The following is a 13,405-nucleotide window of genomic DNA, read 5'->3' as shown; positions in this document are numbered from 1 at the left end:
CAGAATAAATTTCAGCATCGCCTCGTCCACGCCTTCAGGAAGAATTAAAATCTCCCGGTCAGACCAAGCACCGCCAGCCGAACTTTTGAGAAAATCGTATATATCGCAAAGAGATTTCTGCTGGAATCCTCACTTTTCGGAAACTCCTGCAAGAACGGCGTAACGCTTCATAATACTCTCAGATAATATTTTTAACCATATAAACATTTATGCCTATATAGTTTATTAAAATATATCATACTCGCCTTTATAATTCAAGTAAAATGAACTGTATAGGCATAGAGCCAGACTATACTGCAATCGGAAAAAGAATTCGTAAGTATAGATGGGAAAAAGACATTTCACAGGAAGAACTCGCAGAAGCAGTAGGGGTTTCAACGACACACATGAGCCATATCGAAACAGGTGCCACAAAATTAAGTTTGAGCGTTTTTATAAAAATCTCAACAGCTTTGGATATTTCAGCAGATTTATTACTAAACGATAATACACCCCCTGATTACATCTATTCTCAAATACAAAAAGAAGGAAGTGACCGCCAAAAACGAATCCTAACCGAACTTTCTAAAGCCGCAAAAATGATTCTGGAACGGGAAAAAATTTAGCCATTAATATTTAAACGAAACCACTTTATTTCAGGACATAGCCAAAAAAAATTAAAATTCAAGTGGAAAAAATTTTTCTTTAAATAAATCCCGGAAAAACTGTAATCTTTCTGCGCATTGTGCTAGTATTTTCCTTATGAAAAAAGCAATGACTGTTGTTTATCCTGTGGGGAGCGGACTTTATATCAATCTTACAAATAAATGTCCGTGCAGCTGCACATTCTGCATCCGGCAGAGTTCAAAAAATGAATTTGAACATATAGAAACTCTCTGGCTTGAGCACGAGCCTGATTTTGATGAAGTTGTGCAGGCGATAAAAGACACCGATGTTTCTGCGTACAATGAAATTATTTTCTGCGGATACGGTGAGCCTACAGAAGCTCTTTCTGTGCTTTTAAAGACCGCTGATTTTTTGAAGTCGAATTACAATATTCCGATCAGGCTCAATACAAACGGACTTGGAAATCTTATAAACGGCAAGGATATTACGCCGCTTTTAAAGGGCAGAATAGATGCTGTTTCAATCAGCCTTAATTCAAGCAATCCTGAAATATACGAAAAAACTGTGCGCCCGGTTTTCGGCAGGGAGGCGTTTCCCGCGCTTTTGGATTTTGCCCGAAAGGCAGCGGCTTTTGTTCCGCGTGTTGTTCTCAGCACAGTAAGCACTACGATTACAAAAGAGGATGAAGATGAATGTAGGCGTTTGTGCGAGTCGCTCGGCGTTGCATACCGCATCCGTGAATACGAACCTCCCGCAGTATAAACAGGCTGTCTAAAAAGTTTTACTGTCATTCCAATTTCTACTGTCATTCCGAACTTGTTTCGGAATCTATGCACTGTTACAACACAGATGCTGAAACGAGTTCAGCATGACGAGGGGAAAAATGCCGCATGACGGGCACTGTCATACACTGTCATTCCGAACTTGTTTCGGAATCTATGCACTGTTACAACACAGATGCTGAAACAAGTTCAGCATGACGATAGTTTTTAGACATAGAGCCATGCTGAATTTATAGTGTCATTCCGAACTTGTTTCGGAATCTGTGAGCTATGTACAGCGCAGATGCTGAAACAAGTTCAGCATGACGATAGTTTTTAGACATAGAGCCATGCTGAATTTATAGTGTCATTCCGAACTTGTTTCGGAATCTATGAGCTGTATACACCACAGATGCTGAAACAAGTTCAGCATGACGATACTTTTTAGGCAACTGCATGACGGCTGTTTTTAGGCAGCCGCTGTTTTTTTTAGGAAACTCTGGAAAATGCGATGTTCCTTAAAGTTTCCGTTATTCGCCGCTGTCTTCTTCTGAAAGATGGTTTAATTCCTTGAACGCAGAAATCATCGGCTCGACATCTTTGTTGTGTATATTTCTGTCGATGTAGTTTTTGGTGATTTTTGCGACAACCGGACACAATGCAAGCACGCCGATCAAGTTAGGAATCATCATAAGACCGTTGAATGTGTCAGACAAATCCCATGCTAAATCAAGGCTCATTGTGCAGCCAAAGAAAATAATTGTTACAAATAAAATTTTGTAGATGATTGAAGTTTTGTCCCCGAACAGATAGCCCCATGCAGTTGTTCCATAGTGGCTCCAGCCCAGAACAGTAGAGTAGGCGAACAGGAGAATTGCTATTGCGATGAACATCGGGCCTGCTTTTCCGAATACTGTTGCAAATGCCTCTCCGACCAATGCGGACTTTACGTTTTCAGTAACCATCTTTCCTGTTTCCAGATCTGTGAGTCCGCTTGTAAGAACAACGAGCGCAGTCAAAGTGCACACGATTATTGTGTCTGCAAAGACTTCAAAGATTCCCCACATTCCCTGGCGGACAGGCTCTTTTACATTTGAAGATGAATGAACCATTACAGAAGAACCCAGACCTGCTTCGTTGGAAAATGCGCCGCGCTTAAATCCCCATGTTATTGCAAGCTGAATTCCGTAGCCCACAATTCCGCCTGAAGCTGACTTTGCGGAAAATGCTCCCCTGAAAATTGCAGTGAATGCGGCAGGAACATTTTTTGCGTGCGCCAGAATAACAATCACAGCTCCAATGATATACAGAATCGCCATTACCGGAACAAGCTTTTCTGTGACCGCTGCGACACGCTTCAGGCCTCCGAGTATTACGACAGCCGAAAGAATAACGAGCGCAATTCCTGTTACCCAGACCTGGATATTGAACGCTGACTTCATGTTTCCGGCGATAGAATTCACCTGGCTCATGTTTCCGATTCCAAAGCTTGCCAGCAGACAGAATGCGCTGAAAAGAACTGCGAGCACAACACCGATCCACTTGCATCCCTTGTAGCTTCCAAGACCGTCCTTTAGATAATACATGGCTCCGCCGTGCCATTCTCCGTTTGAAGCCTTGCGCCTGAAATAAATGCCGAGCACGTTTTCTGAGTAGTTCGTCATCATTCCAAAAATCGCCATGATCCACATCCAGAAAATTGCGCCGGGGCCTCCGAGCACGATGGCGGTTGCAACACCGACAATATTTCCTGTTCCTATTGTTGCGGCAAGCGCAGTGCAAAGACTTTGAAACTGAGAGATAGCCTTGTTGTCTTTTTCTGTGTGCGCCGTTATTTTTTTGTCTTTAAAAATTGCGCCGATTGTAAGTTTTATCCAGTGGGCAAAATGTGTGAACTGAAATCCGCGGTTCACAAAAGTCATTACTATGCCGGCAATAAAAAGAAGTGCAATGCCGAATGTTCCCCAGACAACACCATTTACAGCGTTGTTAATGTTTGTAACTGTCTCAACCATGAGAACCTCCAAATGTCAGGAAAACACTGAATAATTCCGTGTAAAAATTATTTCAGCGTTGACCCAAAAAGAGTTAGAGTATGCAACTGCAAAAAAAAATTTTGATTTTTATTCAAAGACTTGCATTTCAGGAAAACTTGAAAAACTGAATTTTTTAAGCCGCCGTTTTATCTGAGAATAAAAAAAAGGGGCAGAATTTGTTTTAACAAATTCTGCCCCTTTGCAGTTGCTGTATTATTGCATATTCTGAAAAAAAAATCTAGCAGAATTTGCATTTATAGCGCAACTTACGAACCGGCGCTCTCGTAGTGCGCAAGTCCCTTCTTCCAGAACAGATACGCACCGCCAAGAAAAACAGCCGCAATTATCACAGGCAGAAACAGCCCCTGAAAAAGGCTTCCCTTTCCAAGTAAATATGCCGCCGGAAAATACGAAGTTACTGCAAACGGCACGATGAACGTCAGAAAAAACTGCACTGCCCTGTTGTAAATTGTAATCGGATAGTAGCAGAACTCGTTGAAGTTATACGCCGTATACACATAGCTCTGCGACCGCTTTACCCAGAACGCAAACGTCGTGTAGAACAGCTTTATTCCCGTAATAATCGCCGCGCCGCAGAAAACTGCCGCAAGCGCAACCGCCCACTCACCGGCATTAAGGTGCAGACCAAGCCGAACTGCTGCCCACACCGAAAGAATGACGCCTATCAGGAATTCGCCAAGTCCGTCCGGCTGAAAACGCTCTGCAATCAGCTGGAAAAGCGGATTTACCGGGCGCGTAAGAAGCCTGTCCATTTCGCCCTTTTCAATTTTCCACCCTGCATACAGCCACAGATTGTCCGTAAAAACGTGGTCAAGTCCGCGCGGAATCTGCGCAAAGCCGTATATAAAAAGCACTTCGTAAAATTCCCAGCCCTTGAGGTTCGGAATTGAAAGGAACACAAGTTTTATAAAGACGACTCCGCACGTCTGCAAAAAGAAAAATCCTATCAGACCGATAAAAAAATCAATCCGGTATTCCATAAGGCTTTTGAAATTCTGCGCAAGATAATGCGGATAAAGCCTGATGCATTTTTTCAAGCCCATATCAGCCTCCCTGAATGACAAGATGCTTTACAACTTTCTTCCATATAATATTTCCGGCGATTGTAATTATGACAATCCACAGAACCTGAAGCGCAAACGCCTGTAAAATCTCCTCCGCACTGAATTTTCCAAGAAAGATATTCAGCGGAGTTGAAATCAGCGAGGCGAACGGAAGAACCGCAAAAATTTTTCTGACTGCTTCCGGAAAGAACACCAGCGGAATTACCGCGCCGGAGGTAAGCTGCACAATCGCCTTGTTCACCTGCCACAGACCGAACATATTTGTAGTAACGAATCCAAGCAGGCTGAACATAAAGTTGTATGACATTCTGATAATCAAAGAGAATGACAGAGATACAAGAAACAGAAGCAGGTTGACGAGTGTCAGTTCCTGCTGAATGCCATATGCAAACGACAGAATGTAAACCGCCGCAAGTCCCGGAAGCCCGGACATAATGAAGCAGTAAAGAGTATCGCCCAGCGACGTAAAGTAAATTCTAAGCCGGAACGAAATCGGCTTTATCAGGGACATTGCAATCTGCCCCGTTCCGATTTCATCTGACATATCGCTTCCAACGCTTCCGCTCAGCTCTGAAACTGACGTTGTAAGAATAAGGTAGATGAGCATCTGCGGAAGTGTAAATCCGCGCAGGACACTCTCGCCGCTTGAAGCAAAAATCGCCTTCCACAAAAAATAAAAGACGAATATCCTTAAAATGTTCCCCAGAAAATAGAACAGCACGTTAGTTCTGTAGGAAAGCATTGTCTGAAGCGAATTGCGCGTAAACGGCACGTAAGAGCTTATCCTGTACGCAGGATTTGAAATCAAATGTTTTTTCTGACCTGTCATTTTCATTTCCCTGCATCCAGATAGATTTTTTTTACGATGTCTTCAATTCCCGTTTCCTGAACAACAAAGTCAGCCACGGAAAAAGAAGCAAAAAGCCGCTGCATAATGTCCGACACGGAACAGAACTGCTTGTTGAACGTAATGACAAACGCTTCTTCCGTCTTTTTTACGTTGAATTCCGAAGAATGTTTCATTCCGTCAAAAACAGCCGTTACAGCATCTTCGCTTACTGATGCAAAATCCTGAATGCGCACTGTAATCGTGCTCAGGTAGCCGTACTGCGACTTTAGGTTTTCCATACTTCCGTCATAGCATTTTACGCCTTTGTCGATGACGATAATCCTTGTAGAAAGTTCCTCGATGTCGTGAAGGTCGTGCGTTGTAAGGATAAACGTTGTGTTGTAACGGCGGTTTATCTCGCGGATTGCCTCGCGCACTTTTTCCTTTACTACAACATCAAGCCCGATTGTAGGCTCGTCAAGGAACACGACTTTTGGATTGTGAATCAAAGCCGCCGCAAGGTCTGCCTTCATCCTCTGTCCGAGAGAAAGCGTGCGCACCGGCTGCATTATGAATTCGTGAAGTCCCAGAACTCCGTCCAGAAATTCAAAACGTTCCCTGTATGCATCCTCCGGAATGTCGTACATATTCTTCAGGAGCGTGTACGTTTCGTTCAGCGGAATGTCCCACCAGAGCTGAGTCCTCTGCCCGAATACAACGCCGATGTTCATAGCGTTTTTTTCGCGCTGTTCGTACGGAACAATTCCGTCTATGCTTATAGTTCCCGATGACGGAGTAAGAATTCCTGTCATCATTTTGATTGTCGTAGATTTTCCTGCGCCGTTTGCGCCAAGATAGCCTACGATTTCTCCTTCCTCAATATCAAAACTGACATTGCTCACTGCATTTTTTACTGTATACTCGCGCGTAAAAAGACCTTTCAAAGCTCCCCTGAATCCGGGAAACTTTTTCGGAGTCTTGAACTGCTTGCTTACATTACAAACGCTGATTACTTTCATAAAATCTCCTATAAAAATATGATGAATGTCCTGAGTTCTTCCGCCGCGAAAAAGACTCAGGGCAAAAAAAAACGCCGTTCCTCAAGAACAGCGCCTTATATTGTATCGCAATAAAAACGAATTTAACGGTTTCTTAAGGAAGTTCCTTTTGTAAAGTTGTTCTGACTGCATGATAAAAACGGACGGCACTGCGGACTGTGCTGTGCGTATATGCAGTTCTAAAAGAGATGTTATTGACATAAAAATTCATCGCGTGCCTCCTGAAAAAAAGTATGTGCCCATAGTAGTGATTTTTTATCGTGCGTGTCAATAGATGAAGCAGAAAAAAATATTTTAAAAAGATATTTTTCTTTGCGATTGCGATGTTTTTAAGCTGTGCTTTTGGTTGAAAATGGAAATTTCATCTTTCTGGAAAAGCATCAAGGCAGCCTTTTCCGTTTATCAAGACAAACATTTTTATTTATCTAGATAGAGTTGGAAATTCATCTTGATGACCGCACCTAATTCATCAAGATGAACGGTATATGTTTATCTTGATGAATACACCCAATTCATCTTGATAAACGCAGGTAATTCATCAAGATGAATTTCCAAAAAAGAGCGGATAAATCAAGATAAAATGCTATAAATTCGGGATGAATTTGAAAACAAAACGGGATAAAAAAGCAGCCTCGCGCCTCAAAAGCACCGGAACTCCTGAAATCTACATTCACAACGGCATTTTATTTCTGCACCGGCATGCTGAACTCGTTTCAGCATCTGTGCCTGTGCAGTTCATAGATTCCGAAACAAGTTCGGAATGACAGTATAAATTCAGCATGGCAGTAAAAATTCGGAATGACAGTGTGCCTTCTAAAAAGTATTGTCATGCTGAACTTGTTTCAGCATCTGTGCTGTATGCAGTGTATAGATTCCGAAATAAATTCGGAATGACAGTAAAAATTCAGCATAGCAATATAAAGTTGGAATGACAATATGCCTTCTAAAAAGTATTGTCATGCTGAACTCGTTTCAGCATCTGTGCTGTGCAGTTCATAGATTCCGAAACAAGTTCGGAATGACAGTAAAAATTCAGCATAGCAGTATAAATTTGGAATGACAGTGTGCCTTCTAAAAAATATTGTCATGCTGAACTCGTTTCAGCATCTGCGCTGTATGCAGTGTATAGATTCCGAAACAAGTTCGGAATGACAGTATAAATTAGGAATGACAGTAAAAATTCAGCATGACAGTATAAATTGGGAATGACACTGTGAGTAAAAAAATGTCATGCATATTATAACATAGTGCGAATTTTCTATTTGTCAGCTAAAAAGCAACACTTTTTATGGACATGGCTATATAAAAAACGGCATCCGGTCAATTTTCTGAGTCAACATAAAATACGTTCAGGCAAAAGGATCTATTCTGTTATCACGATTCCAGATATATTCAATATCCTGCGCGATTTTCTCTGCCTTTTCCGTTCCGTATAAATCACAGATAAAGCCAAGAGCCATGTCCATGCCTGCCGAAACACCCGATGACGTATAGAATTTTCCATCCTTGATCCATCTTGCATGCTGAATCCATTTTACCTGGCTGGAAACTGACATAACCCAGTCGAATGCCTTTTTGTTGGAAGTTGCTTTCAGGCCATTTATTACTCCGGCTTTTGCAAGCAGGGCAGAGCCAGTGCATATTGATAAAACATATCTGGCATTTTGCGCAAATTGTGAAATGCATTTCAGGAATCTTTCGTCATTTACAAGTTTTCTTGTGCCTCTTCCTCCCGGAATCACAAGAACAGAATCCGGCTCTGGGTTTTCAAGGCGTGAAGTAACGATTTGTGTTCCCTGGGCGCTTTTTACAATGCCGCCGTCCAGTGAATGATAGAACAGCTCATGCCCTTCCACTCTTGCCAATATTTCAACCGGCCCGAATATATCCAATGTTTCAAAATCTTCAAAAAGCAAAATATTTATTTTCAGCATGAACTTCAAATCTCCTTTTTTTTTACAACATTCATAACTCGCTGTTATATAATTGATGATGACGGCTGGCTTATTTCTTTAGTAGGTACAGACGGATATAAGCAAATTCAAAACGCACATCCTTAATTATTAATTAGGAGTCTGTGCGCTTAATCTGAATTTTTCAGCCAGTCTTTTTGCTTCATTTGTCAGTTCTTTATCAGTCGAACTACAAATAAAACTAGTTTTTCTATAATGATTCAGAAAATCATCTATTTATTCATCACTGAATAAGTTTATCCCCGTGTGTTGTCGGAAACTTGGGCTCAGCATTTTCTTGGAAGAATACTTCGATTAATCCACCGTCATCAAACTTTTCAGAATAATACACAAAGTTTCTTTTCATTTTTGCCTCCATATATAGAATATCCATTAAAATCATTATAAGGAAGTTTTTCTATATCTAAAATTTCATAATCTTTTATGATTATTATGTTTGTTCTAAATGGTTCAATGTGTGTAAATTCTGGCATAGTTGCATTTTCTTTATCTTCAGAATCCATATAAAAATTTTGCATCTTTTCTGTAATATTTATTTTACTAAAATTGAATGGCTTTCTCTGAATAAAGGCAATTGGAAATTTTTCAATTTCACCAATTTGAATAAAGTCTGTTGTAGAAAAATAAGATATATCGCTTATTTCAGATTTTTCAATAGAAGTATATTTTGCAACGTATTTTGGCATTATTAAAATTTTTGAATTTTCAACTTTCCAAAGAAAATACAAGAAAAAGAAAGATATATCATTTTCTGATTGTATCTCTCCACCTAATACTCCTATATGATTTTTTCCAAAAGATAGACCTTGCGTACAAATTGAAGAAAAATATTGTTTCTCTATACTTTTAGGATTTTCATAAATTGAGTTGATATTCGGACAATTTAAATATACAGAATCCCAGCATCCTAGAATATCAATATCTTTATCTGAAGTCCCAATATTATTGGTCATATCACACAAAGAGTTATCGAATGTATTGAACCAATCTAATGCATAAGTAAAATATGCATAAGCCTTAGGAGTCCATTTTGAATAATCTGAAGATATTAATATTTGATATTTACAAGCTTCTTTTACTGCTAATGCATTACTTTTGAATCCTGAAGAACATGAACTACAAAACAATAAAATAATTAAGCATGATAAAATATTTTTAATTTTTGACAACATAATAATCCACCTTGTCGTTTAATAATAACTCTCTTGAAAATGCCCATTCAGGAGGAACAATACCTGTACTATTACCTGCCTGAAGAAACACAGGATAATCTCTTGATACTTCGGGATTATTTCTTCCTTGATGTCCTGTATATCCATCTGAATCTGAAAAACATGTTTGTTCCTCTCCTATCGGGAAACTGTATTTGATGAAAAGATTCTGGGTTTCAGCCATTTCCCTGCATGACCGGAGAAATTCAGCCAGTTCTTTCAAGGGCATTTTCTCAAGGTCTTTTCTATAATTGGCATCTGTTCTTATGATGTAGATTGCTTCATTCATCTGCCGGTAGATTTCTTTCTGTCCTTCTGTAAGCTGCTTCCTGTTGTTACTGCAGTAACTGTCATAAAATGTTGCGAAATTTTCAATTGAGTCGTTTATAAGTGCTATTGCACGGCTTCTTGTTATTGCTGTCGTTTTTTTAGTCATTTTCGGATTCAGTTTTACTTGACCTTGCTGAAATCCAGATATTCTTCCGGATTAAGGATTCCTTCATCTGCCTTAAAAAGCATCCACTTATTGTCTATCAAAACCTGCCAGTAGCCGTTGTCGGGATTGTGGTTTATTTGTTTACAAACTGCGTTCAGAACAAAATCCCCAGATGAATCAATAAGTCCATATTTTATTGAATCATCTATAGTTATAGAAAATATTGCAATATCATTAAAGAAGTCAGATAAAATTTCCAAATTAGCTGGAAAAGATTTTAATATATTCTCTTCTAAGTCTATTATCTTCCAGTTTCCCGATTTTGCAGATAACACCTTTCCTGAATAATTATTTATCTTTTCATATTTCGGCTGAATCGTCCAATTACCTTCTTTATTTAGTAAACCATACAATGAGTTTTCGTTCTCTGCAATTACGACCCCTTCTACAAATTCCTTACCTAAACTTTTATATTTAGGTGATATTACAACTGTTCGATTTTCTTTTATCATACCAAAAAGCTTTTTATCATTATTGATAATATAAAACCTTGCAAAACCGTTTGAAAAAGGTTCATACATAGCCTCATACTTGGGAACTACATTTGAAGCAGGTTCATAGGGATATGTATCTGGTAATAATATTTTTTTTTGCTTTATTCCGCTGCTATCAAAAAACAGAAAAATATAATCAGATTTTTTACGGGTTACAATACATTCATTATTCATTGAATATATAAAATTAGATTTGAAAACTTGTTCACCTTTGTAGTTATACAATCCGTGATAATAATTTTCATTTGAATCATTAACAAAATAGAAAAACCCATTATAACAGTATGTGCAGCTAAGAGGTTCTGTTTTATAAGAATAAAGAATATTACCTGACGTATCTAAAACATCACAATATCCGCCTTCTTCACCAATGACACCTAAGCAAAACCCTTTTGAATAGTTTTCTATATATGTATACTTTGGTTCTATAATTACTTCTTTAGTAACAGGATTAAACAGTCCGTATTTCTGATTATTTCTAAATTTTACAGGAGAATTTTGATATGAAAATTGTTCTCCTTTAGTCTTAACTGAACACGCTGTAAAAAGTAATAAAAAAATTATAATTGTTTTTTTCATGTTCATTCTCCTAAAGGCATATATCTGAAATTTGAATAATCAAAACCATTTTCAACTTGCGCAAGAGTCCAGTTCTCCCTTATTTTTTGTTTATTTCCGGTAAAATGTGTAAGATTAAAAGAGTTATCCTTTTTTTGGACAATAGCCATATGTGGAGAATTGGAATATTTTTCACCAGTATTTGCCCACATTATCATTATATTCCAGCCTTCTGACGGGGAGGTTTTCCATTTTGAAGCATAAAAATCTTTATAATTATCCCCTGAATAATCAGGGGTATTACAAACCTTATATGTAGAAGGGGAAGGCCAATTAGCTGGTTTTCTATTAATAATCTCAAGAACGCGAGTAATATATAAATCACAGCATGGACTTGATAAGTCATCGATTTTCACAGTTTCCATGAGTTCTCTAAATTTTTTTGATTTTATTTTATTTGAATTATTTGCAGATTTTTCAGATTTTGTTTTTTTCCCGAAAAAGAATTCCCACGCACTGTTCACTATATCAACCTGTATCTGTGTTTTAATCTGGTTTGCTTTTTGTATTTCTTCCAGAAATGCTTTGAAAAGATTTTCTTTTTTCTGTTCTGCATCAGTCATCATTCCTGCTGCAAGCTGTATCATGTTATACTGGTCCTCGGTAAGTTTTCCGTCTTCATAGGCTTTTTCAATTACAGTATGGTCTATTTTTCCGGGATTTACAATCCATTTTAAAATGAACCTGATAATTCCGACTTAAATTAAAATTCTGGAAACCATTCTTCAAGAGTATTTTCATCACAATTTATACATAATCTGCATAAAATTTCTGTTTCATATATTTTATTATCAGAAGAAATCGCAATTCCATATAAAGAAAATGGTTTATCTATACTATTTTTAGAAAGCCCAAGAAAGTATTGTTTAAAGAATTTACTATTTTTTTTTATGTTATCTCCTGAAATAAATTCTTGTCCCTTTGAATTCAGAAATCCTTTTGACACTGTAAAACTGCCTAACAACAAATTTTTACCTTGTTTATTTTTTCCATAATAGTATAATTCAGTTACAATTAGAATTCCATTAAAATCTTGTGTTTTATATTCTATAAAAATTTCACTGTATTTTTTTTCTACATCAGCCCAATTTGAATTCTTTCTATAATTATTTTCATTCAAAATTTTAGAGTTTGGTTCTAGACAATATATACTAGACATAAAGCAAACTAACATTTTGAAAAAAAATATAATCTTTTTTATTTTTCTCATTTTTCTTGCTTCCTTTTTAGTTTTGAAAAATCTATGTACCCTTGTTTTACCGGAACTGTTTTTGTTGAAAACGGAGCATAAGTCTTATTTATCTTATTGGGTTCGGCTTTTATATCTTGTCTGTTACTTTTATTACGACCATTTTGCCATGTTGAACCATAGCTAGCATCCATTATTTGATTTTCGGTTTCGTTTCCTATCTTTCCGACACCATAATTTACATGATCAATACCATTTCCTTCAAAATTATAAAAATTCAGTATTCCTGCCTCTCCTTGTCTTTCTGCTATAACATTATCAAATAAAATTATCCAATCAATATCACCACTCGCCATTTGTGATGCTTTTAAATCATTAGGAACAATATAGCCCATTTTATTAAGTGCATAGACCAACATTCCACTACAATCCATTTCTGATTCTGTAGGCCATCTTGTATGTCCATAATCAGCTCCTAAACAAGTTCGCAAAGTATTAGATAGTACTATATTTTCATTATTATCTTTTTCAAAATAGCTTTCTGTGAATTTATTGAAAAATGAAACTATTTTTTGGGTTACCGAAAATTTCGCTTTTTTCCCGAAAAAGAATTCCCACGCACTGTTCACTATATCAACCTGAATCTGTGTTTTAATCTGGTTTGCTTTTTGTATTTCTTCCAGAAATGCTTTGAAAAGATTTTCTTTTTTCTGTTCTGCATCAGTCATCATTCCTGCTGCAAGCTGTATCATGTTATACTGGTCCTCGGTAAGTTTTCCGTCTTCATAGGCTTTTTCAATTACAGTATGGTCTATTTTTCCGGGATTTACAATCCATTCCGTGCCGTTCCATTTATATCCGGCGGATTTCATCAGGGCGGTGAATGCATCTTTCACTCCAAGCCATTTTTCAAGTGTTCCCTGTCTGCCTGTATTTTTACTTTCAAATTCAAGCGCTTGTACCTTTCCGTCCCTGTCAAAGACTTTCTCCGGATTTCCGTCATCAATCAAGTCCCCTGCTTCGTTTACTTTCCAGTAACTTCCGCTGGA

The 13,405-nt window shown here is 37.9% G+C and carries 13 protein-coding genes and 1 pseudogene; 2 read left to right on the top strand and 12 right to left on the bottom strand.

Translation table 11 applies throughout. From position 1 onward, the window contains the following. The first annotated feature begins 263 nt into the window (after window positions 1–263). Together ACI4L0_RS08335 and ACI4L0_RS08330 are read left to right on the top strand one after the other, a co-directional pair. On the top strand, window positions 264–605 hold the full coding sequence (locus ACI4L0_RS08335) for a helix-turn-helix domain-containing protein (protein ID WP_439799707.1): 342 nt from the start codon (window positions 264–266) through the stop codon (window positions 603–605). 136 nt (window positions 606–741) lie between these two features. After that, window positions 742–1,368 carry a TatD family nuclease-associated radical SAM protein gene (locus ACI4L0_RS08330; RefSeq protein ID WP_439799706.1) on the top strand — a complete coding sequence of 209 codons (627 nt, stop codon included), beginning with the start codon at window positions 742–744 and terminating at the stop codon, window positions 1,366–1,368. 529 nt (window positions 1,369–1,897) lie between these two features. Here the strand turns inward: ACI4L0_RS08330 and ACI4L0_RS08325 are convergent. The 12 genes and pseudogenes from ACI4L0_RS08325 to ACI4L0_RS08270 all read right to left on the bottom strand — a co-directional run. Continuing rightward, window positions 1,898–3,382, bottom strand: a complete 1,485-nt coding sequence (locus ACI4L0_RS08325) for an alanine/glycine:cation symporter family protein (RefSeq protein ID WP_439799705.1) — start codon at window positions 3,380–3,382, stop codon at window positions 1,898–1,900. A 287-nt stretch (window positions 3,383–3,669) separates the two neighbouring features. Continuing rightward, a complete protein-coding gene (locus tag ACI4L0_RS08320) occupies window positions 3,670–4,467 on the bottom strand; it encodes an ABC transporter permease (protein ID WP_439799704.1) in 798 nt (265 codons plus the stop codon). A gap of 1 nt (window position 4,468) precedes the next feature. After that, complete coding sequence (locus tag ACI4L0_RS08315) at window positions 4,469–5,317, bottom strand: ABC transporter permease (protein ID WP_439799703.1); 849 nt, start codon at window positions 5,315–5,317, stop codon at window positions 4,469–4,471. A gap of 2 nt (window positions 5,318–5,319) precedes the next feature. Next, window positions 5,320–6,336 carry an ABC transporter ATP-binding protein gene (locus ACI4L0_RS08310; protein ID WP_439799702.1) on the bottom strand — a complete coding sequence of 339 codons (1,017 nt, stop codon included), beginning with the start codon at window positions 6,334–6,336 and terminating at the stop codon, window positions 5,320–5,322. A gap of 1,388 nt (window positions 6,337–7,724) precedes the next feature. Then, window positions 7,725–8,309, bottom strand: a complete 585-nt coding sequence (locus ACI4L0_RS08305; protein WP_439799701.1) for a DJ-1/PfpI family protein — start codon at window positions 8,307–8,309, stop codon at window positions 7,725–7,727. Between the two features lie 262 nt (window positions 8,310–8,571). Beyond that, on the bottom strand, window positions 8,572–8,694 hold the full coding sequence (locus ACI4L0_RS08300; RefSeq protein ID WP_439799700.1) for a hypothetical protein: 123 nt from the start codon (window positions 8,692–8,694) through the stop codon (window positions 8,572–8,574). Continuing rightward, complete coding sequence (locus ACI4L0_RS08295; protein WP_439799699.1) at window positions 8,666–9,520, bottom strand: hypothetical protein; 855 nt, start codon at window positions 9,518–9,520, stop codon at window positions 8,666–8,668. Before ACI4L0_RS08295 ends, ACI4L0_RS08300 begins: the two co-directional genes overlap by 29 nt. Continuing rightward, the gene (locus tag ACI4L0_RS08290) at window positions 9,504–9,995 is read right to left on the bottom strand and encodes a hypothetical protein (protein WP_439799698.1); all 492 of its coding nucleotides are present in this window, start codon (window positions 9,993–9,995) and stop codon (window positions 9,504–9,506) included. The genes ACI4L0_RS08295 and ACI4L0_RS08290 overlap by 17 nt, the downstream gene beginning before the upstream one ends. A 14-nt stretch (window positions 9,996–10,009) precedes the next feature. Then, a complete protein-coding gene (locus tag ACI4L0_RS08285) occupies window positions 10,010–11,128 on the bottom strand; it encodes a WG repeat-containing protein (RefSeq protein ID WP_439799697.1) in 1,119 nt (372 codons plus the stop codon). A 2-nt stretch (window positions 11,129–11,130) separates the two neighbouring features. Continuing rightward, window positions 11,131–11,754 carry a hypothetical protein gene (locus tag ACI4L0_RS08280; RefSeq protein WP_439799696.1) on the bottom strand — a complete coding sequence of 208 codons (624 nt, stop codon included), beginning with the start codon at window positions 11,752–11,754 and terminating at the stop codon, window positions 11,131–11,133. Window positions 11,755–11,870: 116 nt separating this feature from the next. Next, on the bottom strand, window positions 11,871–12,377 hold the full coding sequence (locus ACI4L0_RS08275) for a hypothetical protein (protein ID WP_439799695.1): 507 nt from the start codon (window positions 12,375–12,377) through the stop codon (window positions 11,871–11,873). After that, window positions 12,374–13,405, bottom strand: a pseudogene (locus ACI4L0_RS08270) (hypothetical protein); the annotation flags it as partial. The gene ACI4L0_RS08275 and the pseudogene ACI4L0_RS08270, both read right to left, overlap by 4 nt.

Origin of the sequence: Treponema sp., from assembly GCF_051883275.1 — a bacterium.
Taxonomy (GTDB): domain Bacteria; phylum Spirochaetota; class Spirochaetia; order Treponematales; family Treponemataceae; genus Treponema_D.
Note: the sequence above shows the minus strand (reverse complement) of the source record. Positions and strands in the feature narration are given on the sequence as shown.